Origin of the sequence: Thiomicrorhabdus xiamenensis, from assembly GCF_013282625.1 — a bacterium.
Taxonomy (GTDB): Bacteria; Pseudomonadota; Gammaproteobacteria; order Thiomicrospirales; family Thiomicrospiraceae; genus Thiomicrorhabdus; species Thiomicrorhabdus xiamenensis.
Map to the genome: position 1 here is coordinate 1,108,089 of NZ_CP054020.1, position 24,399 is coordinate 1,132,487.

Annotated in this window: 24 protein-coding genes; 19 read left to right on the forward strand and 5 right to left on the reverse strand. The window is 48.4% G+C overall.

Annotated elements, in window-relative coordinates; all coding sequences use genetic code 11:
• Window positions 1-81: 81 nt before the first annotated feature.
• On the forward strand, window positions 82-729 hold the full coding sequence (locus tag HQN79_RS05100; RefSeq protein WP_173284698.1) for a response regulator: 648 nt from the start codon (window positions 82-84) through the stop codon (window positions 727-729).
• A gap of 80 nt (window positions 730-809) precedes the next feature.
• On the opposite strand, the gene HQN79_RS05105 is transcribed toward HQN79_RS05100, so the two are convergent.
• The gene (locus HQN79_RS05105) at window positions 810-1,496 is read right to left on the reverse strand and encodes a DUF5610 domain-containing protein (RefSeq protein WP_238843431.1); all 687 of its coding nucleotides are present in this window, start codon (window positions 1,494-1,496) and stop codon (window positions 810-812) included.
• Between the two features lie 312 nt (window positions 1,497-1,808).
• Between HQN79_RS05105 and prfB the strand changes: the two genes are divergently transcribed.
• A protein-coding gene (gene prfB / locus HQN79_RS05110) for a peptide chain release factor 2 (protein WP_173284700.1) occupies window positions 1,809-2,904 on the forward strand; the annotation gives its coding sequence in 2 pieces (ribosomal slippage) (window positions 1,809-1,880 and window positions 1,882-2,904; 1,095 coding nt in all).
• Between the two features lie 167 nt (window positions 2,905-3,071).
• The gene (gene lysS / locus HQN79_RS05115; protein ID WP_173284703.1) at window positions 3,072-4,583 is read left to right on the forward strand and encodes a lysine--tRNA ligase; all 1,512 of its coding nucleotides are present in this window, start codon (window positions 3,072-3,074) and stop codon (window positions 4,581-4,583) included.
• Window positions 4,584-4,723: 140 nt separating this feature from the next.
• Here the strand turns inward: lysS and ygfZ are convergent, their stop codons facing one another.
• A complete protein-coding gene (gene ygfZ / locus HQN79_RS05120) occupies window positions 4,724-5,809 on the reverse strand; it encodes a CAF17-like 4Fe-4S cluster assembly/insertion protein YgfZ (RefSeq protein WP_173284706.1) in 1,086 nt (361 codons plus the stop codon).
• Between the two features lie 271 nt (window positions 5,810-6,080).
• On the opposite strand from ygfZ, the gene HQN79_RS05125 reads away from it, so the two are divergent.
• Window positions 6,081-6,614: a chemotaxis protein CheW gene (locus HQN79_RS05125; protein WP_173284708.1), complete on the forward strand. Its 534-nt coding sequence runs from the start codon at window positions 6,081-6,083 to the stop codon at window positions 6,612-6,614.
• A gap of 6 nt (window positions 6,615-6,620) precedes the next feature.
• Here HQN79_RS05125 and nadB read toward each other — a convergent pair whose 3' ends face one another.
• Window positions 6,621-8,261 (reverse strand): L-aspartate oxidase, encoded by a 1,641-nt coding sequence (gene nadB / locus HQN79_RS05130; RefSeq protein ID WP_173284710.1) that lies wholly within the window; start codon window positions 8,259-8,261, stop codon window positions 6,621-6,623.
• Window positions 8,262-8,462: 201 nt separating this feature from the next.
• Between nadB and HQN79_RS05135 the strand changes: the two genes are divergently transcribed.
• From HQN79_RS05135 to HQN79_RS05180, 10 genes are all read left to right on the forward strand, one after another.
• Window positions 8,463-9,035 carry a SoxR reducing system RseC family protein gene (locus HQN79_RS05135; RefSeq protein ID WP_173284712.1) on the forward strand — a complete coding sequence of 191 codons (573 nt, stop codon included), beginning with the start codon at window positions 8,463-8,465 and terminating at the stop codon, window positions 9,033-9,035.
• Window positions 9,036-9,083: 48 nt separating this feature from the next.
• A complete protein-coding gene (locus HQN79_RS05140; RefSeq protein WP_173284714.1) occupies window positions 9,084-10,520 on the forward strand; it encodes a DegQ family serine endoprotease in 1,437 nt (478 codons plus the stop codon).
• A gap of 325 nt (window positions 10,521-10,845) precedes the next feature.
• On the forward strand, window positions 10,846-12,654 hold the full coding sequence (gene lepA / locus HQN79_RS05145) for a translation elongation factor 4 (RefSeq protein WP_173284716.1): 1,809 nt from the start codon (window positions 10,846-10,848) through the stop codon (window positions 12,652-12,654).
• On the forward strand, window positions 12,651-13,421 hold the full coding sequence (gene lepB / locus HQN79_RS05150; RefSeq protein ID WP_173284718.1) for a signal peptidase I: 771 nt from the start codon (window positions 12,651-12,653) through the stop codon (window positions 13,419-13,421). The genes lepA and lepB overlap by 4 nt, the downstream gene beginning before the upstream one ends.
• Window positions 13,422-13,424: 3 nt before the next feature.
• Window positions 13,425-14,141: a ribonuclease III gene (rnc, locus tag HQN79_RS05155; protein ID WP_173284720.1), complete on the forward strand. Its 717-nt coding sequence runs from the start codon at window positions 13,425-13,427 to the stop codon at window positions 14,139-14,141.
• A 41-nt stretch (window positions 14,142-14,182) separates the two neighbouring features.
• Complete coding sequence (era, locus tag HQN79_RS05160) at window positions 14,183-15,172, forward strand: GTPase Era (RefSeq protein WP_202984520.1); 990 nt, start codon at window positions 14,183-14,185, stop codon at window positions 15,170-15,172.
• 23 nt (window positions 15,173-15,195) lie between these two features.
• Window positions 15,196-15,981, forward strand: a complete 786-nt coding sequence (recO, locus tag HQN79_RS05165; RefSeq protein WP_173284725.1) for a DNA repair protein RecO — start codon at window positions 15,196-15,198, stop codon at window positions 15,979-15,981.
• Between the two features lie 169 nt (window positions 15,982-16,150).
• A complete protein-coding gene (pdxJ, locus tag HQN79_RS05170; RefSeq protein WP_173284727.1) occupies window positions 16,151-16,897 on the forward strand; it encodes a pyridoxine 5'-phosphate synthase in 747 nt (248 codons plus the stop codon).
• Between the two features lie 22 nt (window positions 16,898-16,919).
• Window positions 16,920-17,306, forward strand: coding sequence for a holo-ACP synthase (gene acpS, locus HQN79_RS05175; RefSeq protein ID WP_173284729.1), 387 nt, complete (start codon window positions 16,920-16,922; stop codon window positions 17,304-17,306).
• Between the two features lie 82 nt (window positions 17,307-17,388).
• On the forward strand, window positions 17,389-17,769 hold the full coding sequence (locus HQN79_RS05180) for a hypothetical protein (protein ID WP_173284731.1): 381 nt from the start codon (window positions 17,389-17,391) through the stop codon (window positions 17,767-17,769).
• Between the two features lie 45 nt (window positions 17,770-17,814).
• Here HQN79_RS05180 and HQN79_RS05185 read toward each other — a convergent pair whose 3' ends face one another.
• Window positions 17,815-19,455, reverse strand: coding sequence for a GGDEF domain-containing protein (locus HQN79_RS05185; protein ID WP_173284733.1), 1,641 nt, complete (start codon window positions 19,453-19,455; stop codon window positions 17,815-17,817).
• 272 nt (window positions 19,456-19,727) lie between these two features.
• Here HQN79_RS05185 and HQN79_RS05190 point away from each other — a divergent pair, with 272 nt between their 5' ends.
• The 4 genes from HQN79_RS05190 (at window position 19,728) to greB (ending at window position 22,369) form a co-directional block, all read left to right on the forward strand.
• Window positions 19,728-20,447: a DUF445 domain-containing protein gene (locus tag HQN79_RS05190; protein WP_173284734.1), complete on the forward strand. Its 720-nt coding sequence runs from the start codon at window positions 19,728-19,730 to the stop codon at window positions 20,445-20,447.
• Between the two features lie 21 nt (window positions 20,448-20,468).
• Window positions 20,469-21,380, forward strand: a complete 912-nt coding sequence (locus tag HQN79_RS05195; RefSeq protein WP_173284736.1) for a bile acid:sodium symporter family protein — start codon at window positions 20,469-20,471, stop codon at window positions 21,378-21,380.
• A gap of 80 nt (window positions 21,381-21,460) precedes the next feature.
• A complete protein-coding gene (locus HQN79_RS05200; RefSeq protein ID WP_173284738.1) occupies window positions 21,461-21,856 on the forward strand; it encodes a hypothetical protein in 396 nt (131 codons plus the stop codon).
• Window positions 21,857-21,865: 9 nt separating this feature from the next.
• Window positions 21,866-22,369: a transcription elongation factor GreB gene (gene greB / locus HQN79_RS05205; RefSeq protein WP_173284740.1), complete on the forward strand. Its 504-nt coding sequence runs from the start codon at window positions 21,866-21,868 to the stop codon at window positions 22,367-22,369.
• Here the strand turns inward: greB and HQN79_RS05210 are convergent.
• Window positions 22,358-22,990, reverse strand: coding sequence for an arylesterase (locus tag HQN79_RS05210; RefSeq protein WP_173284742.1), 633 nt, complete (start codon window positions 22,988-22,990; stop codon window positions 22,358-22,360). The two genes, greB and HQN79_RS05210, sit on opposite strands and share 12 nt — an antisense overlap.
• Window positions 22,991-23,119: 129 nt before the next feature.
• Here HQN79_RS05210 and HQN79_RS05215 point away from each other — a divergent pair, with 129 nt between their 5' ends.
• Complete coding sequence (locus HQN79_RS05215) at window positions 23,120-24,331, forward strand: FG-GAP repeat domain-containing protein (RefSeq protein ID WP_173284744.1); 1,212 nt, start codon at window positions 23,120-23,122, stop codon at window positions 24,329-24,331.
• Window positions 24,332-24,399 lie beyond the last annotated feature (68 nt).

Here is a 24,399-nt window from a genome sequence, read left to right on the forward strand (position 1 = left end):
TAGTAACTTCTACGTATTTGGTTTGCGCGGTGTTCTTTGAACCGCTATCAGATAGTGAAATAGTTTAAAAAGAGTATTTTCATGTCAGAAAAAATTACAATTGTATTGGCTGAAGACCATTCATTAGTTCGCGCAGGCTTTAAATCGATTCTTGAAGCACATGATGATCTGGAAGTTATCGGTGAAGCGGAAGATGGCTTGGAGTGTCTGGAACTGGTTCGCAGCAAATCTCCGGACGTTCTGCTATTGGATCTGTCTATGCCCAAGCTAAGCGGAATGAATGTTATTAACCACATCAAAAAACGCTATGCAGATACCAAAGTGATCGTGTTGACCGCAGCCGAAACGCTGAGTGTATGGCGCGATGTTCTGGATCTTGGGGTTTCCGGGTTGTCGATGAAATCCGTCTCTCCCAAAGAGTTAACCAACGGCATCCGTGATGTTTACCATGGCGGCACCTTTATCCATTCCGAAATTCAGCCATCGCTTGAAGCGGCGGAGGGTTTGAAAAATCGCCGTTTATCGGTACGTGAAAAACAGGTGGTTAAATTGGTCGCCGAAGGCTACAAGACCAAAGAAATTGCCGAAATTCTGGAGATCTCCGACCGAACGGTTTCCAAACACCGTGAAAACCTGATGTCAAAATTGGGAATCGATTCAACCGCGGAACTGACTAAGTACGCCAATGAAGCAGGCTTGACTCGAGTCGGACTTGAAGAGATCGAATAAGTAAGATGTTTCCAGCGCCGTAAAAAAGAAAAGCTCCGTAAAGGGGCTTTTCTGATTTTGTGCACTAGAGCGTCCAGATTTCAAGAATTGTTGCTGGAGGAGGTTTCAGTACTCTCTTCTACAGTCTCTGGACTGGTTTCGATACCGAGATAATCATTACGGAAATTTTCCAGGCCGCTTTGTACCAGTTCATAGGTCTGGTTGATTGTTCCTTCGATTTCATCGTTGATTACGTTAAGGTCACCGAGAAAGCTTTTAGCTTGTTCAAAACCGGTGCTGATACCGTTGCCGATCACTTCCATAAAGCGGTTAATTAATTCTTCCCCTTCGAGTTCGGGGTGGGCATTTTGAAAACCTCCAAGGAAAGCGGTTGTTCCCTGGACAATCCGCTGCGCAGTGTTTTCCGGACTCCAATAATCCATACCGCCTTGCTGTTGCATAGCTTCTGCACTGATCGGGTCCGTAGCGTCTTCGTCCAGTCCAAGGTCGATGCGCAGCTGTTTGTTAATTTCTTCAATGGCACTTTGAAAACTGATTTTCAGAGCCGATTGAGGGGCTTGTGTTTTATCGCCGAAAAGCGTGGCTACAAGGTTAGCCTGCTGTTCGAATTTTGCGGCGGCGGGGTTGGTGGCAACACGCTCTTTGGCCTGTTCGGATGCCTGTTCCGGCAAAACCAGTGTTTTATCGATACCGCGGCCACGGTTATCCTGAGCGGCATCGTTACTTTTTTGATAGGCTTGCAGCGCGCCAAATGCTTTGATATCCATTGCGATGACCTCGTTTTTAAATGTTACTTTTAGTGTACTCTTTTGCCGAGCGTCTGAATTGACAGTTGTCAATCGCGGCGCGCAGTGGCGAATTTCTATTTTGTTTTATTCGCAACTTTATTATCGGCAATTGTTTGAAATACTTGAGAAAAATTCATGATTATTTGTCGCTTGCGGATCGGAATTAGCAGAGAAATTTTTCCTGAAAACTGGTATGATTCGCGCATTTTAAAAAATACGGTATTACAGCGGTTCTCAGTAGCGTAGAACACTGCTTGAACCGGTATCTGTCGTAAAACTAAGGTTGAATTTATGGAATTGAATCCTGTCTATAATCGCATTAAGGACTACCAAGAGCGTACTTCTGTGCTTAGGGGGTATCTTTGACTTCGACGTAAAAGCGGAACGTCTTGAAGAAGTCAATATGGAACTGGAAGACCCGAATGTCTGGAATGACCCGGAAAAGGCTCAGGCGCTTGGACGTGAAAAGTCTCAGTTGGAAAATATCGTCAGCACCATTAATGAGCTGGAAGAAGGCTGCTCGGGAGCTAAGGAATTGCTTGAGCTGGCCGAGATGGAAGAAGATCAGGAAATGGTCGATGATGTGATTGAAGAGTGCGACCGTCTGGGCGAGCTGATCGACAAGCTTGAGTTCCAGCGTATGTTCAGCGGTGAATTGGATGCCAATAACTGTTATCTGGAAATTCAGGCCGGCTCCGGCGGTACCGAAGCGCAGGATTGGTCGAACATGATTTTGAGAATGTATCTGCGTTGGGCCGATTCACACGGTTTTAAAGCGGAGATCGTGGAAATTACCGATGGCGATGTCGCCGGCATTAAAGGCGCGACGATTCATGTTCAGGGGGATTACGCTTATGGTTGGCTACGCACGGAAACCGGTGTGCATCGCTTGGTACGTAAATCGCCGTTTGACTCTTCAAACCGCCGTCATACGTCATTCTCGTCGGTATTCGTTTCACCGGAAATTGATGACAGTTTTGAAATCGACATTAATCCGGCGGACTTGCGAATCGATGTCTATCGCGCTTCCGGTGCCGGTGGGCAGCACGTAAACAAAACCGAATCGGCGGTTCGTATTACGCACTTGCCGACCAATACGGTTACCCAGTGTCAGAATGGGCGTTCTCAACATCAGAACAAGGCCGAGGCTATGAAACAGCTGCGCGCCAAGTTATATGAATTGGAGATGCTTGAGCGTAATGCCGAGAAGCAGGCTTTGGAAGATTCCAAAGCGGATATCGGCTGGGGAAGCCAGATTCGGTCTTATGTTCTGGATTCAGGACGCATTAAGGATTTGCGCACGAATGTCGAAACCGGTAACACCACGGCTGTTCTTGATGGTTCACTGGATCAGTTTATCGAAGCCAGTCTGAAAGCCGGATTATAAAAACCGAAAGCAATCTCTTGAGAATTCTTGCCTGGTCTTGCAGGGCTTCTCTAGAGATTCAGGCGTAAAAGCCGTAAAATAGCGACAATTTTTAAAACCTTTTTGAATCTGAAACGACTGCAAAGCAGAGAAGCTTAGCGGTCTTTATTTTTTAAGCGAGATAGTGAATGTCTGATAACCAAAATACTGCGCCAGAAGTCGATGAAAATAAAATCATTGCCGAGCGTCGTGCGAAACTAGCAGCTTTGCGCGAAGAGGGTCACTCTTATCCAAATCATTTCCGTCGTGAACACGATGCCGCCGACCTTCAAGCCAAGTACGGTGAAATCGAAAAAGAGGCCATGGCGGAAGCGGAACCGGTACGCGTTAAGGTGGCTGGTCGTATGATGCTGCGCCGTATTATGGGGAAAGCGAGCTTTGCAACCCTTCAGGATCATTCCGGCCGTATCCAGATTTACGTGACGCGTGACGAGTTGCCGGAAGGTTTCTACAACACTCAGTTCAAAAAGTGGGATCTTGGGGATATTGTCGGTGCCGAAGGTTACCTGTTCAAAACCAATACCGGTGAGTTGTCGATTCACGTCGAGCATATTGAGTTGATCACTAAATCGCTGCGTCCGTTGCCGGACAAGTTTCACGGTTTGCAGGATCAGGAAGTTCGCTACCGTCAGCGTTATATCGATCTGATCGTGAATCAGGAAAGCCGTGACACCTTTATGTTGCGTTCAAAAATTGTGCAGCATGTCCGCGATTTCCTGATCCGTAAGAACTTTATGGAAGTGGAAACGCCGATGATGCACGTTATTCCGGGCGGCGCTACGGCAAAACCTTTCGCAACGCATCATAATGCGCTGGACATGCCTTTGTTCCTGCGTATTGCACCGGAACTTTACCTGAAACGTCTGGTTGTCGGTGGCTTTGAGCGCGTTTTCGAAATCAACCGTTCATTCCGTAATGAAGGGCTGTCAACGCGGCACAATCCGGAATTCACAATGGTTGAATTCTATGCGGCTTATACCGATTATCATCAGCTGATGGATTACACCGAAGAATTGTTGAAAGAACTGGCTGAATTGGCTGTTGGCTCAACCGTCGTACCTTATCAGGGACAGGAATTCGACTTCGGTAAGCCGTTTGCGCGTTTGACCATGAAGCAGGCAATTCTGGATTACAATCCGGGGGTTAAGCCTGAGCAGCTGGAGGATTACGATTCAGCGAAAGCGCTTGCCGAGTCTCTACACATTAAAGTCGAAGACGGCTATGGCCTCGGTAAGATTCTGACTGAAATCTTTGAAGAAACCGCCGAGCACCGTCTGATGGATCCGACTTTCATCACCGAATATCCGGCTGAAGTTTCTCCTCTGGCACGACGTAACGACGAAGATCCGTTTATTACCGACCGTTTCGAGTTGTTTATCGGTGGGCGTGAGCTGGCCAACGGTTTCAACGAGTTGAATGATGCTGAAGATCAGGCCGAGCGCTTCAAGGCTCAAGTGGAAGCGAAAGACGCCGGTGATGATGAAGCGATGCATTTCGATGAAGATTATATTACCGCTCTGGAGCATGGGATGCCGCCGACGGCGGGAGAAGGGATCGGAATCGATCGTCTGGTCATGCTGTTTACCGATTCAGCCTCTATACGCGACGTATTGCTGTTCCCGCATATGCGTCAAAGCTAAGTTAGCTGACTCGTACAGATCTTAACCCCGCAATAGCGGGGTTTTTTATGCCTGCGTGGAATATAAAAAAGCCTGCTTGGATGAAGCAGGCTTTTGTTTTTAAGCGTGTTTTTCATACCGCGCAAAGCGATATTTTCGCCTTATTCTTCTTCGGTGATCAGATACGGAAGCGGTTCGATGGTCGCTGGTTTTCCATTTTCCGTGCTCAGCTCGCCTTCGACCGATTCCAATGATTTCAGCGTTCCGACCGCATTACAAAGGTAACCTGAGAAAATGTCCGGCTTGCAGTTGATGACCGTCAGCTTATGGGTTTTTCCGTTCGGATCTTGAAGGTTTAAGCTATCACCGGGTTGTAGGTCCAGATCGTCTTCCAGACGGATGCGCAGCATGCGTTTGGTGATTTTTCCGCGGTAATGGATTCGAGCAATGATTTCCTGTCCCGGGAAACAGCCTTTTTTAAAGTTAATGGCATCGAATTTGTCCAGGTTCAGGAATTGTGCAGTGAACTGACCACTGGTTTTGTCGGTGACTTCCGGAACGGCAGCCGCGATATTGAGCAGTTGCCAATCGAAGTTGTTGGTCAGGTCGCAGTTAACGCGCAGGTTGTTCCAGGCGGTGACCATCTGTTCGGCAGGGCCGAAGATTTCGTATTTATGGTAAGGTCCCGGTACCTTGATAATGAGAATGTCTTTAGTTTCTTCATCCTGCGACAGGTTGGCTTCGAAGACCTCTTTGACCTTGGTGTCCAGACGACGCTGAACGTCAAGGTCGGCAAATTCTCCGGCGAAGCCGATATGGATAAGATTCTGCGAAACTTCTTCGATTTTAACGTCTGAGCGCAGAACAAACATCTGCAGACGTTTGTGGATGCTATCCCGTAGCGAACCGTCAAAACTCAGATAGAAGGCATCCTGATATTTGAAAACCAGAAAAATGGCCAGTACGTTTCCTTGCGGGTCACAGTAAGCGGAAAGCTGCGCTTGCGTTTCCGTAACCTGATTAATGTCGCTGGTCAATTGCGCCTGCAGAAACTGCTGCGCTTCCGAGCCGGATACTTTCAACAATGCCTGATGGGTTAAGCTGGTGACCACCGGTCCGTTTTTAATCAGGAAGTGTTCCAGTTCAGCCTGTCCGAAAGTCGTAATCCTGCCGGACTCGTCGAATTGCGCATTTTGTTGCTGTAAAAAATCCAGCCAGGTTGCATCTAGAGAAGCGGTCGCTTGCATAGTGAATCCTTTAGTTTTTCAAATTTTCTTTATTTGGATGTTGCGCAAATGATACCGGAATCGGCGTCAACGCAAAACTAAATGAGGTCGGTTTGCTGTATTTCAAGCAGTAAACAGTTGATTTAAGCGAATTTGTTACGCACAAATCGTTAAAAGGCTTTTGCGAGAGTGTTGTTGAAAGCGAAATTGAGCTAAGATTAACCGATATTTTTATACGGAAATTGCTGCGGCGAAATTTCGATCATCAGACGGTTTTTCAGGGAGGCCATCAGTGGCGAACAACAAAGAGTTTTTAACGTTTAAAATCGGACGCGAACAGTTTGCGGTGGATATTCTGCGTGTGCAGGAAATCCGTGGCTGGGAAAAGCCAAATCCTTTGCCAAGCGTACCGCCTTTTGTGAAAGGGGTTGTAGATCTGCGTGGCTCGGTAGTGCCGATTGTCGATTTACGCGAACGTTTTAAACTGCAGGCCAGGTACGATGCGACTACGGTTGTTATTGTTGTTCATGTTCTCACATCACAGGGCGAGCGCGTTGTCGGTATCGTGGTGGATGAAGTCAGTGATGTACAGTCTTTCGATATGGATTCACTACAGCCGGCCCCGGATATTTCCACTGAAATCAGTTCGCAATTCATCCTTGGACTGGCAACGGTAGGGGATGCTCAGAGAACGGGGGAGATGGAGGATAGCCGTAAAGCGTCAAGCAACAATATGGTGATTCTGGTGGATCTTGATCGTCTGATTTCCGAGGGCATCATCGACGAGATCAGTCAGAACGGACATATGCCGTTCGGAAACGGCTAAACTTAATTAAGATTTGTACCGGCTGGTCGGGTTTTTTCCCGGCTGAGGTTTTAATACAGTCGGTTTAGCGGCCTTGAACGTTTTGGGGTAGTCCAGATTGTAGTGCAGGCCGCGACTTTCCTTGCGCTTCTGCGCGCTGAGCACCATCAGTTCGGCCACCATGGTCAGGTTACGCAATTCGAGCAGGTCACTGCTCAGAGTGTGCTGGCTGTAATATTCATTGATTTCCGCTTGTAGATTACGGATACGTTTTAAAGCGCGTTTTAGACGTTTGTTGGTCCGTACGATTCCGACGTAATCCCACATGACACGACGCAATTCATCCCAGTCGTGGCTGACAAGTACTTTTTCTTTCGGGTCGGTAATACCCCGGGTATCCCAGGGCTTGGCATTGAACTCGTGTTCTCCCAGCGCAGTAAAGGATTTTTCGATGCTTTGGTGAGCCAGTTTGGCGAAGACCAGACCTTCGGCCAGAGAGTTGCTGGCCAGTCGGTTGGCGCCATGCAGACCGGTATAAGCGGTCTCGCCGATCGCGTACAGCCCTTCAAGATCGGTTTTCCCTTCCAGATTAGTCATTACGCCACCGCAGGTGTAGTGTGCTGCCGGAACAACCGGAATCTGTTCTTTGGTAATATCGATGCCGTCTTCCTTGCATCGTTGATAGATGGTCGGGAAGTGCTGTTTGATAAATTTGGCCGGTTTATGAGTGATGTCCAGATAGACGCAATCGATACCGTGTTTTTTCATTTCCTGGTCGATGGCTCGGGCGACGATGTCACGCGGTGCCAGATCGGCGCGCGGATCGTATTCTTGCATAAAAGCGGTTCCGTCCGGCAATCTTAAAATACCGCCTTCACCACGAACCGCTTCGCTGATCAGAAAGGAACGGTCTTTGGGGTGAAACAGACAGGTTGGATGGAACTGATTGAACTCCATGTTGGCCACGCGGCATCCTGCACGCCATGCCATGGCGACACCGTCACCGGTGGAGGTGTCCGGGTTGCTGGTATACAGATAAGCTTTGGAAGCTCCGCCGGTTGCCAGAACTGTGAAAGGCGCTGTAATGGAATACACCTGTTTTTCGTTTTTGTTGAGAACATAGGCTCCCATGCAACGATTGCGCTTGCGGTTCAGGATTAAGTCAATTGAGATATGTTCCGGCAGCAGTTCGATATTCGGATGTTTCTTAACTTGGTTGATAAGTGTGTCCGCGACTGATTGACCGGTATGATCCGCGACATGGATGACGCGTCTGTGGCTGTGGCCGCCTTCCTTGGTTAGATGATATGGGAAGTTCTTGGCGTTGGCGCCTTCTGTGGTGAAGTTTACACCGTACTCAATCAGTTCCAGAATCGTTTCCGCGGCATGGGTTGCGACCACGGCGACCGCTTTGTCGTCGCATAAACCGGCACCGGCGATCTTGGTGTCTTTAATGTGCGCATCGATGCTGTCGAAAGGATCGAGCACGCCGGCTATTCCGCCCTGAGCGTAGCTGGTACTGCCTTCTTCGAGCGATGCCTTGGCAAGCACGATCACCTTGTGCTTCTGTGCCAGTTTGAGAGCGATTGACAGCCCGGCAATACCACTGCCGATAATCAATACTTCAGTCGATTTTGCGTACTCTTGGTTGGCTTTCGATTGTTGCATTGCCGGGTCGCCTCAAAGCTAATGAATGGGATTTTGACGATTAAAGTCGTAAGGTGGCGCTTACTATAGGTAGCCGACGCCAGATTGCAAGTGAATATTTTATCTGTGAAGCGCTTTACGATGGGCGGTTTTTGACATTTTCATGCGCTTTAACTTGAAAAAAAAACAGCGCAAACCTAAATTGAATACCTGAGGAATTATATGAGCAGTCCAATGGAAAGAAATAATGACCCCGGCTTTGACGACGACCGGGATTCGCTTGTCGGCGTTTCCGCCAAAAGTAGTCTGACCGAAAGCGGAACGGTCGTGGCGATTCAAGGAGAGTTTGCTCTGGTTGAGGTGGCCCCGAAAAACGGTTGCAGCGGTTGCGCCCAAAGTGGTGGGTGCGGAACTTCCGCTTTATCGACGCTGTTTGTTGCCCGGCACAATAAGCCGATCCGGGTAGAAAATCCTCTTGGGGTTGAAGTCGGAAATCTTGTCGATCTGTCCATGGATGAGTCACGATTGGTTAAACATTCTTTTATGGCTTATGGCTTACCATTAATTGGACTTTTGGTGTTTTCGGTTCTGGCCCAGAAACTCCTGTTTATCTCGGGAATACCTGTCTCGGCGGCAGAAAAATTCGCTGATGTCAGTGCTATCTTTGGAGGCCTTTTCGGGCTTTTTGCCGGCTGGTGGGTAACGAAACGTTTTTACCGACCGGTCTTGCCGGAAATCACTCGGATTCATAACGCATCGCAAACGTTGGATGACGCGCAGATGCGGGATGTCTAGTCTTTCATTGGTTGTGATTTTTACTAAACAAGAGGAAGGGTGTATCGAATGAAACGGTGTTTAACCTTTAATGGATTGTTTTTGAACTCTCTGCTGCTGGCGGCTGCTTTACTGTTGCAGCCGATGGTAACCCAAGCGGCTGAAAAATATGGTTTGCCGGATTTCACGGAACTGGCAGAGCACAATAACAAGGTTGTGGTTAATATCTCTACAACGAAAACCGTCTCCAAACAGGATAATCAAATACCGCCGCAATTCCGGGGGATGCCGGAAGAACTGTTGCGACATTTTTTCGGAATTCCGCCGGAAATGTTTCAGCAACCACCGCAGCAGGATACTCCGAAAAAACAGGCACATTCGCTGGGATCTGGCTTCATTATCAGTGAAGACGGTTATATTCTGACCAATAACCATGTTGTGGAAGATGCCGACGAAATTATCGTGCGCATGCGCAACCGCAAAGAGTTAAAAGCCGAATTAATCGGAACCGATCCTCGTACCGATGTGGCGTTGTTGAAGATCAAGGCGGATAACCTGCCTTATGCCAAAATCGGAAAAAGCAAGGATTTGAAGGTCGGGCAGTGGGTTCTGGCGATCGGTGAACCATTCGGATTGGATTATACGGTGACGCACGGGATTGTTTCCGCTCTGGGAAGATCGCTGCCGGAAGATACCTATGTGCCTTTCATTCAGACTGATGTGCCGATTAATCCGGGGAATTCTGGCGGACCTTTGTTTAATCTGGATGGCGAAGTCGTCGGGATTAACTCGCAGATCTACTCCAATAGTGGCGGTTCAATGGGACTCTCTTTTTCGATCCCGATCGATATTGCAATGAATGTCGCCGAACAGCTGAAAGCGAACGGTAAAGTTGTACGCGGTTTCCTGGGTGTACAGATTCAGGAAGTGACCAGCGATTTGTCCGAATCGTTTGGTTTGGATAAGCCGACCGGAGCGCTTGTCGGAGAAGTGTACGATAATACGCCGGCCAAGGAATACGGTATCGAAGCCGGGGATATTATTCTTGAGTTTGACGGCAGAAAGATCGAAAAGTCTTCGGATCTTCCTCCTGTGGTGGGGATGACGCCGATCAACGAGAAGGTGAAGGTTAAACTGCTGCGTCAGGGCAAAGTGAAATACCTCACCGTCAAACTGACCTCTCTGGATAAATCCAAAGATCTGGCGATGTCGTCTGATCGCAAGCTTAACAGTAATCGTTTGGGGGTAACCGTCGAGGAAATTCCGAAAGAGTGGTTGCAGGATAACGGTCTGCCGTATGGTGTCCGTGTAACCGACGTCAGCAGCGGACCAGCCGAACAGGCGGGTATCCGCAACGGAGATATTATCGTCACCATCGACTTCAAACCGGTTAAAAGTGTGCGTGAATTGAATAAACTGCTGCAGAGTCTGCCGAAAAAACGTTCCTTGCCGGTTCGCGTTATCCGTAACGGACGTTCGGTATTCCTGCCGCTTGTTCTGGACTAGATGAAAAAAGCGCATTGAAGCCGGAAAAGTTAGGCCTATCAGCGATAAATAATGTCTTTATCAAGAATTTAGCGTAAAATACGGCCTAACTTTTTTAGCCAGTTCCATCCGTTAACTGGAGAGTGGGATGGAAATGACAGTGCAGCGGTCTTTTAAGGTGAAGACACTGTAGGATTCAATGAAAAAATGTCATAAGAAGGGGGCGGAAAAGTCCCCTTTTTTATTAGCTGGAATTCGGGGATTTATTTCACCTGCCGGATGTTTTTTCATGAGATAGGAATCTAGGCTGCTGTCAGGCAAATGAATTCTGTTATTCGGAGATTAAATGTCTAACGACTTATCACTCATTCGTAACTTCTCGATTATTGCACATATCGATCATGGTAAATCGACGATTGCCGACCGCTTCATTCATCTTTGCGGCGGCTTAACCGACCGTGAAATGGAACAGCAGGTTCTTGATTCGATGGATATCGAGCGCGAACGCGGTATTACCATCAAAGCGCAGAGCGTTACCCTGAACTACGAATCGGAAGACGGCAAGGTCTATCAGCTGAATTTCATCGATACTCCGGGGCACGTAGACTTTTCCTACGAAGTTTCTCGTTCTCTGGCAGCCTGTGAGGGTGCTCTGCTGGTAGTGGATGCTTCACAAGGTGTTGAAGCGCAGACCGTGGCCAACTGTTATACGGCCATTGAGCAGGGGCTTGAAGTGTTGCCGGTATTGAACAAAATTGACCTGCCTGCTGCAGATCCTGAGCGCGTTATCGAAGAGATTGAAGAGATTGTCGGTATTGAAGCGGAAGATGCGGTTAGAGCTTCGGCAAAAGCGGGTATCGGCATTAAAGAGACTCTGGAAGAAATCGTTAAGAAAATTCCTGCGCCGGAAGGGGATACCGATAAGCCGCTTAAAGCTTTGATTATCGACTCATGGTTCGATAATTATCTCGGCGTAGTCTCTCTGGTTAGAGTGATTGACGGTAAGATCGGTAAAAAGACCAAAATGAAAGTGATGTCCACCAAGGAAGAATATCTGGTGGATGATGTGGGTATTTTTACTCCGAAGCGTACACCTAAGGCCAGTTTGCAAGCCGGTGAGGTAGGGTATGTCATCGCTGGAATCAAAGATATCGATGGAGCGCCGGTAGGGGATACTTTAGCTGATGCGGCGAAGCCGGAAGTTGAGGCATTACCGGGCTTTAAACCGGCACAGCCGCGCGTCTTTGCCGGTCTTTTCCCGATCAGCTCGGAAGATTACGAAGATCTGCGTGAGTCTTTGCGCAAGCTGCGTCTGAACGATGCGGCACTGCATTTCGAACCGGAAACTTCGGAAGCACTTGGTTTCGGTTTCCGTTGCGGTTTCCTCGGAATGCTGCATATGGAGATTATCCAGGAGCGTCTCGAGCGTGAGTATAATCTGGATTTGATTACTACCGCGCCAACGGTTGTTTATGAAGTTCTGAAAAAGAACGGCGAATTAATTAAGATTGATAATCCGTCTGAACTACCAGATCCGGCAATCATTGACGAGATTCGCGAGCCGATTATTCAAGCTAATATTCTGGTGCCGAATGAGTATGTCGGCGCGGTCATGAAATTGTGTATTGAAAAGCGCGGTGTGCAGAAAGACATGCAGTACTCCGGTGGTCAGGTATCGATCAATTACGAGATGCCGATGAATGAAGTTGTTCTGGATTTCTTCGATCGCCTGAAATCCTGTTCGCGCGGTTATGCATCGATGGACTACGAATTTAAACGCTTCCAGGCGGACGATCTGGTACGCATGGACTTCCTGGTCAACGGCGAAAAAGTCGATGCTCTGGCGGTTATTGTGCACCGTTCCTTCGCCGTTCAGCGAGGTAAGGTCATTATCGAAAAACTGCAGAAGGTTATTCCGCGTCAGATGTTCGATGTCGCGATTCAGGCGGCAATCGGTGCCAAAGTCATCGGTCGAACCAATGTTAAGGCGTTGCGTAAGAACGTAACAGCGAAATGTTACGGTGGTGACGTTTCGCGTAAGAAGAAACTGCTGCAGAAACAGAAAGAAGGTAAGAAGCGCATGAAGTCGATCGGTAGTGTTGAATTACCGCAAGAGGCTTTCCTGGCGATTCTGGATACGGGAGATTCCAAATGAATTTTGAACTGATTCTGGTTCTTGTCACTCTGGTAACCGGGGTGATCTGGTATGTTGATCGCCTGGTATGGCGTCCGGCACGCCGTAAATCGACAACCGGTGCTAAAGAGCCGATTATTGTTGAATATTCACGTTCGCTGTTTCCGGTTTTTCTGGTGGTGTTGATTCTGCGTTCGTTTATCATTGAACCATTCCGAATTCCTTCGGGTTCCATGTATCCAACGCTGGAAATCGGTGATTTCATCGCCGTGAACAAATTCGCATATGGTATTAAACTGCCGGTTGTGCAGACTAAAATCATTCCGCTTGGCGAACCTGAACGCGGTGATGTTGTGGTCTTTAAGTATCCGAATGATCCGGATGTCGATTATATTAAACGTGTGGTGGGACTTCCGGGCGATACGGTCAGCTATATCGAGCGAACACTGTTTATCAACGGCAAAGCGGTAGAAATGAAAGCTTTGGGTCTGTATCGCGGTAATGATTCCGGAGCGGTCATGAACGATGCACAGATTGTGCAGGAAAGTTTTGATAACGGCGTCAGTCATCAAATCCTGCTTGATCCGGATAAAACCTCGGTGGATATGGGGCCGGTCACCGTTCCTGAAGGGCACTACTTTATGGTCGGTGATAACCGCGATCACAGTAATGACAGTCGTTTCTGGGGCTTTGTTCCGGAAGAAAACCTGAAGGGGAAAGCCTTCGGTATCTGGATGAACTGGGATAACGGCATCCACTTCAATCGCATCGGTAAAGGGATCGATTAAGCTATGGCAGGCAAAAAACAGCCACAACTGGATCAGGAAAGAATCGCAAAGCTCAATATGCTGGCGAAGAAGTTGGGTTATGACTATCAGGATCTGACTTTGTTGCAACGCGCCTTAACGCACCGCAGCGTGGGGGCGAAAAACAATGAGCGCCTCGAGTTTCTGGGGGACAGTCTGGTCAACTATATTATTGCCGATGCGCTTTTCCATCAGTTCAGCAAACTTCCTGAAGGCGATATGAGCCGAGTGCGAGCTCACCTGGTTAAGGGGGATACGCTGGCGGTGATTGGGCGCGAATATCAGTTGAGCGATTATCTGGTTTTAGGCCCCGGCGAACTTAAAAGCGGTGGTTTCCGCCGCGATTCGATTATTGCCGATACTGTTGAAGCGATAATCGCTTCGGTCTACGAGGACGGCGGTCTTGAGCCGTGTCGCGAACTGGTTCACCGTTTGTACGAGAAGCGTTTGCAGGATCTGGATCCGAAAAAAGTCGGTAAAGATGCAAAAACTCGATTGCAGGAAATGCTGCAGTCATTGAACGAATCTCTACCGGAATACAGCATTATCAGTGTAAATGGTGCCGCTCACGCGCAGGAATTTACTGTCAGCTGTTATGTCGATAGACTGAAAACCAAATTCGAGGCGACCGCTTCAAGCCGTCGCAAGGCCGAGCAGAAAGCCGCCGACAGTGCAATTCAGGCGTTGGAAGCGCAAGAATAAGCAAAATAATATGCCACGTTTAAATGCCCGAGGAAAAACGCATGAGTCAAGATGAAACCGAAGACAAAAAAAGCTTGTCGCTGGAAAAGATTCTGGCTCAGGCCGAGACAGATCAACAGAGCGACGAAAATTATCAGGCAGGGTTTGTTGCCGTAATCGGACGTCCGAATGTCGGTAAATCGACGATTATGAACGAAATGCTCGGCCAGAAACTGAGTATTACCTCGCATAAACCGCAAACGACCCGTCACCGTATTCACGGTATCCACACGAACGATCAGCATCAGATTATCTATGTCGATACTCCGGGTATGCACTTGGGCGGCAAGAAAAGCATTAATGTTTATATGAACCGCACGGCGCAGAGCGCCTTTGCTGACGTTGATGTGGTTCTGTTTGTCGTTGAGGCCGGGCGCTGGACCAAAGAAGATCAGGCGGTGGTCAAAAAGCTGCAGAATATCGAACAGCCGGTGATCGTTGTGGTTAACAAGGTTGATAAGTTTGAAAACAAGGAAGAGCTGTTCCCGTTTATTCAACAGATTTCGGAAGGTTTGAAGTTTGATGCTCTGGTTCCGGTTTCCGCTTATAAAAAGGTCAATCTGTCGGCGATCGAAGAAGAGGTTTTGAAATACCTGCCGAAGCAGGGCGCGATTTTTCCGGCGGATTACGTGACCGACCGTTCGAGTCGTTTTCTGGCAGCGGAAATTATTCGCGAGAAGCTGATGCGTACTTTGGGTGACGAAGTGCCTTACGGTGCCACGGTTGAGATTGAACAGTTCAAGTTCGATGAAGAGGAAGGGCGTTGGTTGATCAACGGTCTGATTCTGGTTGAGCGCGCAGGGCAGAAACAGATTATTATTGGTAAACGCGGCGATGTCATTAAACGCATCGGAACTCAGGCGCGTAAGGATCTGGTCAATATGCTTGATGCCCGCGTTCACCTTGAGTTATGGGTCAAGGTGAAAGAGAACTGGTCCGATGACGCCCGTGCTCTGGCGAGTCTCGGCTATAACGACAACTACAGCTCTTAAGGTTTTTTCGCAGGTTTTCCGCCGTGTTGGTAGAACAGAGCGCTTACGTTCTGCATAGTCGTCCTTATAAGGAGACCAGTGCGCTGGTGACGCTTTTCAGCGCCGAGCAGGGGAAGTTCAATGCCATTATCCGTTCGGTTCGCGGCAGTAAAAAAGCCCATCTCAAGGCAGCACTGTTGCAGCCTTTTCAGCAGTTGCAACTCAGTTGGCGGCAAAAAGCGCATCAGGATCTGGTTAGTCTGAATACGATCGAATCCGGTGATCTGCGTTTCCCTCTGCACGGCGAAACCGCCGTATGCGGCCTGTACAGCAACGAGCTGCTGTATCGTTTACTGTATCCGAATGTTTCTTACGATAACCTGTTTCAAGACTACTGTGATCTGCTGTACTATCTGGCGCAGCTGCAATTTGAAGAAGTCTCGATTCAGCAGCGTAAACAGGCTTGGGCGCTGCGTTGGTTCGAGTTGCGTCTGTTAAACGGTTTAGGGCACGGCTTTAATCTAGAACAGGACTGCCATCATCAGCCGATCGAGGCGTCGCGAACCTATTTGTTCTATCCGGAATACGGTTTTGAGGTGTTGACGGATTTTGCTGCCGATCAGGCGTTTCTGCAGATTCCGGGTGAATGCCTGCTGCAACTGCGCAGTTTGTTAACCGAAGATCTTTCTGCGATCGAACTTGGAGTGCCCTGTTTGAAGACACTGCGGGTTCTGATGAGCCAGAGTTTGCAACCTTATCTCGGAGACAGGCCGATACAGGCGCGTTTACTTTTAGGGCGTAATCCGTCGCAACCGGATAAATTGTCGTAGATTGCGCATAACAAAAACGACTCGTCCACTCTGCTTCGTTGGAGTGAAGCGGTGTGTGTCCATTCTCAAGCGCAGTCTTAAGAAATCTTGAATTCGCATGTGATCTCTTTACCGCCGAAAGCGGCAATTGGTAAAATCACTCTTTTAACATTTGTTTAGGAATACAGCCATGAATCCGATCTATCTTGGTTTAAATATTGACCATGTTGCCACCCTTCGCCAAGCGCGCGGTACCCGTTACCCAGACCCGATCAAGGCGGCATTGGATGCGGAAATGGCTGGCGCCGACAGTATTACTTTGCATTTGCGTGAAGACCGTCGTCATATTCAGGATGAAGATGTGGCCCGTATCACGCAAATGCGTCAGACAAAAGTCAATTTGGAGATGGCGGCAACCGAAGAGATGGTGCAGATCGCCTGTAAAATGCAGCCTGAAGATATCTGTCTGGTGCCTGAAAAGCGCGAAGAATTGACGACCGAAGGTGGTTTGGATGTAGCCGGACAAAAAGCCTGGCTGACGGAAGTCTGTGCGCGTTTGGCGCAAGCAGGTTGCCGGGTTTCGCTGTTTATCGATCCGGAGGAGAAGCAGATTCTGGCAGCCAAAGAGGTTGGTGCGCCGGTGATTGAACTGCATACCGGAACCTATGCGGAACTGGAAAAACCGCAGGAAGTCGCTACTGAACTTGATCGTATCAGAAAAGCGACCGCGTTAGCTGTAGAGCAGGGGTTAGTTGTCAATGCCGGACACGGTTTGCACTACCATAATGTACAGGCGATCGCTGCGATTAAAGAGATTGAAGAACTTAATATCGGTCATGCGATTATTGCCCAGGCGGTTTACAGTGGTTTGCCGGATGCCGTGCGTGAAATGAAACGCCTTATGGTGGAAGCGCGTCAACAGGCGTATCTCGGCTAATTCGTTAGCAGGTTGGTTAAGCATGATTGTAGGCGTAGGTACCGATATCGTTGAAAATGTGCGCATAGCACAGCTTTTCCAGAAGCAGGGCGAGCGTTTTGCACGCCGCCTGCTTTCTGATGACGAGTGGCAGAGTTTTTCCGCTTCGCAGTTTCCGGAAAGCTTTCTAGCCAAGCGATGGGCGTTGAAAGAAGCAGTTGCCAAGGCTTTGGGAACCGGTATTGCTCAGGGCGTCACCTTTGAACAGATGACCATCGCACACCATCCCGGTGGGCAGCCTTATCTGATTTTAACCAGCGCCGCTCAGGAAAGAGCGCAGCAGATTCAGGCCGACAACTGGCAGATCAGTGTCAGCGATGAAAAACATTATTGTGTTGCCTTTGTCGTCGCGCAAAGCCTAGGGCTTTGATTCAGCTGCATTGCAAATTTGATTACGTAGGCGGTTTCGACCGCTTATTTTTTAAAACTTATTCTTACCCCGTCATACATTTATGCATTATACTTTTCCCAAGCCTCTGCCTCAGATAGCAGAGCATTCCCACGCTGCTGACAAGGTGCCGTTGTGTCTGGAGCTGCAGAATTTTGTTCAACAGAATATTGAATTAATTGACCGTAAGCTGATAAGAGATCTGAGTTATATCAATCCTTTGGCCTATTACAAAGAAGGGATGCAGATTGAAAAGATCGAACCTTTGGGGGAGGACTTGTATCAAATGCATTTTTCCTACCGTTGGCATATTTTTTCCGGGTGCATGGGCATGGAAGACGAGGGGCTGCTTAAAGATAAGGTGAAGTTTTCCCTTAACGGTGAGGGAAGCTTGAGTTTCGATCTGCATGGATTCGGAGAATTGTCTACCGCAGATGAACTGTAATCCGGTGAGGAATAATCGATTCGTTTTCTGCGCTAGAAGGGGGGATTAGAAGGTGCGCTTATCGGGTGAGAAGAGTTTTAAGGTGCCCTTATCATGCTGTTTGGCATAATAGAGTGCGCTGTCGGCCATGCTTATGAGATGATCGAGTTTTTCGGAATCCTGAGGGTAGGTGGCGGCGCCAATTGTGGCCCCGATGTTTAAATGGTGCTGTTTGACGACTATTGGGCTCTCGAAGAGTTTAAGCAGTTTGTTGCCGAATTGAATCTGTTCCTCTTCGCTGTTCAAGCCACTGGCTACGATTAACAGTTCGTCCCCGCCAAGTCGGATGACCAAATCATTTTGGCTGCGAGTTGCGGAAAGTAGACGTTTAGCAACAACCTTCAGAACTTCATCGCCTATATCATGCCCATAGGTGTCGTTAACCGGTTTGAAACCGTCCAGGTCGAGATAATATAAAGTACAGCAATCGTCCGCTTTGCGTGATTGCATCAGTTTTTTTGGCACGGTGTAATCCAATTGCGAGCGGTTGAACAGTCCGGTCAAGGCATCGTGATTGGCTAAATATTCATTTCGCAGCAGGAGTGTGTGTCTTTCTATCTGGTATCGGGAAACCAGTACGGCGGCGATAAAAGTGGCAAACAAAGTCAGAATGATATAAATCAGATTTTGCTTGATGGTATTAATCGTGTGTCGGTTGAACTCCACTGTCGGCAGGAAGCTGACCAGTATCCAGGTCGCATTTTCATGTCCTTTTTTGGTAATGAACGATTTTTGCTCAATAAAATTGCTGTGAATACCGGTAATCGGGTGGAGCGGGTTGACTTTCATAAAGCTGTAAAGCCCGTTGCGGTTTTTGTACTGTCCGCTTGGGTGCTGTTGCATATAGGCCCAGACGTCCGGATGCAGTTGGGCGAAGGTGAGATGTTTTTTATCTTCGAACATAAAACCCCATTCACGTTCTGGGTTATTGTCCTTGAGCCAGTAACCATCCTGATTAAGCATCATCAGTTGCGACGGAACGGTCATAATACTGTGTTCTTCACCAATGGCGTGAAACAGAAATTTGCCTTCATAGTTGATAATCAGCATCCCGACCGGTTTGCCATTTTGGTATAAGCGTTTTCCGAGACGGATCATCGGTCTGTACGGTTTCTCGATTTCTCGGTTCTCTATATTCAGGTCAAACGGCGAGACGTAAATCTCGTCTTGTTTAAGTTTGAGAATATCCTGTATATAGTAGCGATGGCTTTTATGTTGCAGTTCCTCTTCGGGGACGATATAAACCTGATCTTTTTCGAAATTGATGCGGATACGTTCGTTTCCTTGGTTATCCAAGTAGCGGATCTGGTTATAGCGATCGCGAGCTTTGGCAAAAGTGCTGTATATTTCCTTGAGTTCGCTGATTTGTCCGTTGCCAGGGTGCTGGCTGAAATCAATGGTGGGGAGTGACGACAGAATCGTCAAATCGGCGATTACCGACTCGTATTCGGTGGAAAGTTGGTGTTCATGAATCTGCAGCAGTTTGTTGCCTTGATCTTTATGCTGGGTAAACTCCTGAATGCTCTGCCCCAGATACCAGCTGACAAAGACGGCTGTTGCCGAGCCGAAAAACAGCAGAAAAAAGAGACTTGTCTGCTTGATGAAAATTTTGAGTCTTCTGACCGCGTCTAAAGGTTTTATTTTCATGCTATTGTTCTCAACGGAAATCTTAGCCAGTTTTTCAGGTTAGAAATTCCGGGATTACATAGGTGATCCAGATGGTATGTTGAAACCGGAAATCTTTATCTATGAATGTTTTGCCTTTCTTTTCATTCTAGCAAAGGGCTGCATCGGTGAGCGGCAAAGCCTTGAAATTCATCGTTAATTGAATAAAAAGTTATTTCAACATATCTAGGGCTTAACTGTTTTAAAATAGCGCCACTTTATATAGGCATGGTATTACACAAAGAGGGCAGAGAATGGGATTCCGTCTTGATAAAAAATTCGTTACCAATTTTGTTGCACTGCTATTGGTCGTTGCCGGCTGGTGGAGTGGACAGCTTGTATTGTTAATGATCGGGTTGTTTGCGCTATCGGGTGCAGTGACCAACTGGCTGGCAATCTACATGCTGTTTGAAAGGGTGCCGGGGCTGATTGGTTCCGGCGTGATTCCGGCCCGTTTCAGCGAGTTTAAAAGCGCGATTAAAAATCTGATGATGGAACAGTTTTTTACGCAGGAAAATATCGATCGCTTTTTACAGGATTCTTCCGGAGAAAACAAAATCGAACTGGCGCCGGTCATTCAGAATGTTGACTTGACTCCGGCGTACGACCGTCTGGTTGAGGTGATTATGAATTCATCCTTCGGTTCGATGCTGGCCATGTTTGGCGGGGCTGAAAAACTGGAACCTCTGCGAGAGCCTTTTATCACGAATCTTCAGGCATCCCTGATTGAAATCGCGGCTCGGGATGAAGTTAAGAATGCACTGCAGGCGCAAATTGATCAGCCGGAAATGATTGCGCAGATTCAGCATAAAATCGAGCAGATTGTGGATAGCCGCCTTGAGGAATTAACGCCGCAGATGGTTAAGCAAATGGTACAACAGTTGATCGATGAGCACTTGGGGTGGCTGGTTGTCTGGGGCGGCGTCTTCGGGGCGTTGATCGGAGCTTTCTCCGTGCTGGTACTGCCGGCCTGATCCGGTCTTGGATAAAAGAAAATGCAGAAGACGTTAATTGTTTTTCCGCTCTGGGCATTTTTGGGCGCGCTGGCAGGCTGGATCTGGCCGGAATCGCTGGCTGCTCTCAAGTCCTGGATTGTTCCTCTGCTGATGTTGATTATGTTCAGCATGGGAATGACGCTTTCGCTTGCGGATTTTCAACGCGCCTGGGGCTACCGTAAAATTGCCTTTTGGGGCGTAATGCTGCAATTCAGTCTGATGCCGCTGCTGGCATTTTTGCTGGCAAAGTTTTTAAACCTGCCTCCCGAATGGTTGATCGGTCTGGTTTTGGTCGGGGCTACCGCTGGCGGAACCGCGTCGAATGTTATGGCCTATTTGGCGCGTGGCGATTTGGCCTTGTCGGTGTCCATGACACTGTTTTCCACCTTGCTTGCCGTCCTCTTGATGCCGTGGCTGACCTGGATATATCTGCAAAACACGATTGACGTTCCGGCCGCTTCGATGCTATGGATGCTGTTAAAAATTGTCTTGCTGCCGGTTTTCGCCGGAATGCTGGTTCGACACCTGGCCGCCGCAAGGCTGCAAACGCTTGAAAGTCTACTGCCGCAGGTTGCCGTACTGGCAATCGTGTTGATTATCGGCATTGTTGTGGCTTTGAATCAGAATAATTTTAGTTCGCTCAGTGCATTGCTGGTTGTGGCGGTGGTTTTGCATAATCTGGGCGGTCTGCTCATGGGGTATTTATTGAGTCGCGGGCTTGGTTACGATTCACGGGTGTCGCGCACGGTTGCGATTGAAGTTGCCATGCAGAACTCCGGGTTGAGTGTCGCACTGGCGATTAAATATTTCGGTGCTGCCAGCGCCTTGCCGGGCGCTTTATTCAGTGTCTGGCATAATATTTCCGGTTCTTTGTTTGCTGCCTATTGGCAAAATCGGCATAATCGAGATTGAATCCTCGGAAGTCATTAACAATAAGGCAAAATGCAATGAGAGTCATTTCCCGTACGGCCGCGACAATATTGGTTTTTATAATGAGTCTGTTTTTGCTGCCTGCCCAAGCGCAGGAGCAAGAAGCGCTTAATCCTCAGCAGGAGATTCACAGTAACCTGATTAAGTCGGCTCTGCTTAACGACGCTTTTGCCGAGCGTTGTCGCGGTATGAGTGTCAACAAAAACTTCAATCAGGTGAATCGCCTGTTTATTACCAAATACGGTGTCAGTGCCAATAACTATATTGAAACCTTTATCGCCGAGGATTTCCGCGACTATAAACGTCAGTTCTCGCGGCACTTTAATATCGTACTGGCGAAAAAGGGCGGTTGTCAGGCTGCTAAAGATCAGAAGTGGGATAAAGAGATGCATGACGAGTTTAAAGAGTTGTATCGTCAGGCAGAAGCATCCAACTGGTTTCCGATTATCGAGTATTAACGATTTTATATGACTAACCGAAATAACCTGATTACTCCGGAGGGCCGACAGGCTCTGGAAAAAGAACTGGATTACCTATGGCGTGTCGAGCGTCGTAAAACCACGCAGGCCGTAACCGAGGCCGCTGCTCATGGCGACCGTTCGGAAAATGCCGAATACAAAGAAGGCAAGCGCAAGTTGCGTGAGATCGACCGGCGTTTAAGATTTCTGCGCAAACGACTAGAAGTGGTTCAGGTTGTCCCCTACTCAGTGCAGCAGGAGGGTAAGGTCTTCTTCGGCGCCTGGGTCGAGCTGGAAAATGATGATGGCGAGATTCGCCGCTACCGGATTGTCGGGACTGACGAGTTTGATCCGACGAAAAATTTTATCAGCATCAAGTCGCCGATGGCGCACGCACTGATCGGTAAGCAGGTTGATGATGAGATAGTGGTGCAGACGCCGGAAGGGAAGAAACTCTGGTGGCTTAATGAAATCCGTTATCAGCCGTTTGCCGACGAGGAATCAGTCGGCTAGGGCACCGGTTGCCTGCAATTTCCGGAAAACCGCTTCGGCCAGAGCCTGATACCCCTGACGATTCAAGTGAACATAGTCCGATTTCATCGACGGACGCATGACCAGATCGCCGACAATTTCGTCTTGCAATGGAATGTCATAATGCTCGGCGAGCTTTTCATAAAACGGTGCACTATCGGAAAACAGCCGTTTTTCCGGTACGCCGATCAAAAGAATCTGTATTTTCTTTGCCTGCAGAAGTTCGATCATCTTGCGCAGGTTCGCTTCGATCTGTGCATAAGAACGCTTTTGCAGAATATCATTTCCGCCTTCAAACAGTATGACGAGATCGAACTGTTGTTCCGCAAGCAGCTGCTGCATGCGCAACAGGCCCTGATCCGTGGTCTCTCCTGATACGCCGGCGTTAACGACTTTACGTCCGCTCAACGATTGCAGAACGCTTGGATAGGATGCGGGTTTTGGGACTCCATAGCCTTCGGTCAGACTATCGCCAAAAGCCAGAATAACCGCATTTTCCGGTAACGGCTGATGGGGTTTGCTGCAACCATTCAAGAGCGGAATAAGCACCAGCAAGATGAATACTGTTTTTAGTCGGTTCAGTGAAAGGGATCGTTGCGGCATAGGCATCTCGTTGGATGAAATTCAAGTTTTTTCAATGGCTACCGATACATTATCGGATAGATCTTTATAAAAATACACCAAACAGTCACGAGGGGAAACCACTGCAAGAATATCAGGAGACTGTTTACGATGATTATTACACACCAGCAACTGAGTTTATCCGCACAGCAGCGGTATGAACGACAGGAACAGAGCCAGCTACGACTGGAAACTTATCAGAATGGGCTGCTGCAAACGCAAAAGGTCGAAACACAAACACTGACCCAAACCGAATTCCGTTCCAGTTCAATGTCTTTGAGTTCTGGGATGGATGAAAGGCTGGAAAAAGCGCACACTCTGGCGAATTCGCCAACAAGTCGCAGCGACAAAGTAATCGCCAATAATGATGGGCAAGCGGAGGCACCGCGACGCCTGCAGGAGGCTTTTAATAAAGCGCCGATGTTACGCAGCGAGGCGACCTCTGGTGAGTCTGAGACATGGTTGCCGCCGCATCTGATCGAAATGATTGAAGCGATTGAAGCCATGATGGAGCGTTTGACCGGAAAAACCTATCACCTTAAAGTCTACGGCTATCATCCGCATGATAAAAATGATTCTTCCGAATTTTCCGGTTTTCAGGATGAGAGCAGAAGCTTCCGCTCTGAATGGTCCCAAGCGGGACGAGGTATGGCGGGAGATGGTTTTCGTGTAAATGTTTCGCACAGGCTTCAGGAAATGGAAACACTGCGCTTTCACGCTGAAGGAACGGTGAAGACGGCGGATGGTCGTGAGTTGGCGTTTGATCTGACCACTCAGCAATCAAGAGCTTACTCCAGTAACTCTTATGTCGCCATTCAGCAGGGCGCCGTGCCACAGGATCCGCTGGTAGTTAATTTTGGCGGTCAGCCGGCGCAGCTGAGTCTCGCTAAAGTGGAACTCGATTTGAACAATGACGGCGACTCCGATCAGGTTGCCATCTTGCAGGCCGGTAGCGGTTATCTGGCACTGGATAAAAACAACGACGGCAAAATCACCGAAGGGCATGAGCTGTTCGGCACCGAAAGCGGCAATGGCTTTGTCGATCTGGCGGCGTACGACCAGGATGGTAACGGGTGGATCGATGAAAATGATGCGGTTTTTGCCGATCTGCAGATTTATCACCAGGACAGTTCTGGGTTTATGCGGCTCGATGGGTTAATGGCATTAAATATCGGTGCGATTTCACTCGCTTCGGTCGCTTCTGAATTCAGCCATAAGGACGAAAACAATCAATTGCAGGCGCAGGTTCGATCCAGCGGTGTTTTTCTGTTTGAAGATTCGGGCAAGGCTGGTTCTGTTCAGCAAATTGATTTGATGATTTAAGCTCTGGCAGGGGGGGGCTGGAGAGAGAATACAGCAAAAGGCCCGGCGGCGAGTGCCGTACCGGGTCT

Coding starts and splice junctions, on each gene's coding strand:
- HQN79_RS05140 (WP_173284714.1), top strand. CDS start 9,084: ATGAAACGGTGTTTAACCTTTAATGGATTGTTTTTGAACTCTCTGCTG.
- HQN79_RS05190 (WP_173284734.1), top strand. CDS start 19,728: ATGGGATTCCGTCTTGATAAAAAATTCGTTACCAATTTTGTTGCACTG.
- HQN79_RS05215 (WP_173284744.1), top strand. CDS start 23,120: ATGATTATTACACACCAGCAACTGAGTTTATCCGCACAGCAGCGGTAT.
- acpS (WP_173284729.1), top strand. CDS start 16,920: ATGATTGTAGGCGTAGGTACCGATATCGTTGAAAATGTGCGCATAGCA.
- HQN79_RS05185 (WP_173284733.1), bottom strand. CDS start 19,455: ATGAAAATAAAACCTTTAGACGCGGTCAGAAGACTCAAAATTTTCATC.
- HQN79_RS05210 (WP_173284742.1), bottom strand. CDS start 22,990: ATGCCGCAACGATCCCTTTCACTGAACCGACTAAAAACAGTATTCATC.
- era (WP_202984520.1), top strand. CDS start 14,183: ATGAGTCAAGATGAAACCGAAGACAAAAAAAGCTTGTCGCTGGAAAAG.
- nadB (WP_173284710.1), bottom strand. CDS start 8,261: ATGCAACAATCGAAAGCCAACCAAGAGTACGCAAAATCGACTGAAGTA.
- HQN79_RS05200 (WP_173284738.1), top strand. CDS start 21,461: ATGAGTCTGTTTTTGCTGCCTGCCCAAGCGCAGGAGCAAGAAGCGCTT.
- lepB (WP_173284718.1), top strand. CDS start 12,651: ATGAATTTTGAACTGATTCTGGTTCTTGTCACTCTGGTAACCGGGGTG.
- HQN79_RS05135 (WP_173284712.1), top strand. CDS start 8,463: ATGAGCAGTCCAATGGAAAGAAATAATGACCCCGGCTTTGACGACGAC.
- greB (WP_173284740.1), top strand. CDS start 21,866: ATGACTAACCGAAATAACCTGATTACTCCGGAGGGCCGACAGGCTCTG.
- lepA (WP_173284716.1), top strand. CDS start 10,846: ATGTCTAACGACTTATCACTCATTCGTAACTTCTCGATTATTGCACAT.
- pdxJ (WP_173284727.1), top strand. CDS start 16,151: ATGAATCCGATCTATCTTGGTTTAAATATTGACCATGTTGCCACCCTT.
- HQN79_RS05100 (WP_173284698.1), top strand. CDS start 82: ATGTCAGAAAAAATTACAATTGTATTGGCTGAAGACCATTCATTAGTT.
- HQN79_RS05195 (WP_173284736.1), top strand. CDS start 20,469: ATGCAGAAGACGTTAATTGTTTTTCCGCTCTGGGCATTTTTGGGCGCG.
- ygfZ (WP_173284706.1), bottom strand. CDS start 5,809: ATGCAAGCGACCGCTTCTCTAGATGCAACCTGGCTGGATTTTTTACAG.
- lysS (WP_173284703.1), top strand. CDS start 3,072: ATGTCTGATAACCAAAATACTGCGCCAGAAGTCGATGAAAATAAAATC.
- HQN79_RS05180 (WP_173284731.1), top strand. CDS start 17,389: ATGCATTATACTTTTCCCAAGCCTCTGCCTCAGATAGCAGAGCATTCC.
- rnc (WP_173284720.1), top strand. CDS start 13,425: ATGGCAGGCAAAAAACAGCCACAACTGGATCAGGAAAGAATCGCAAAG.
- HQN79_RS05105 (WP_238843431.1), bottom strand. CDS start 1,496: ATGGATATCAAAGCATTTGGCGCGCTGCAAGCCTATCAAAAAAGTAAC.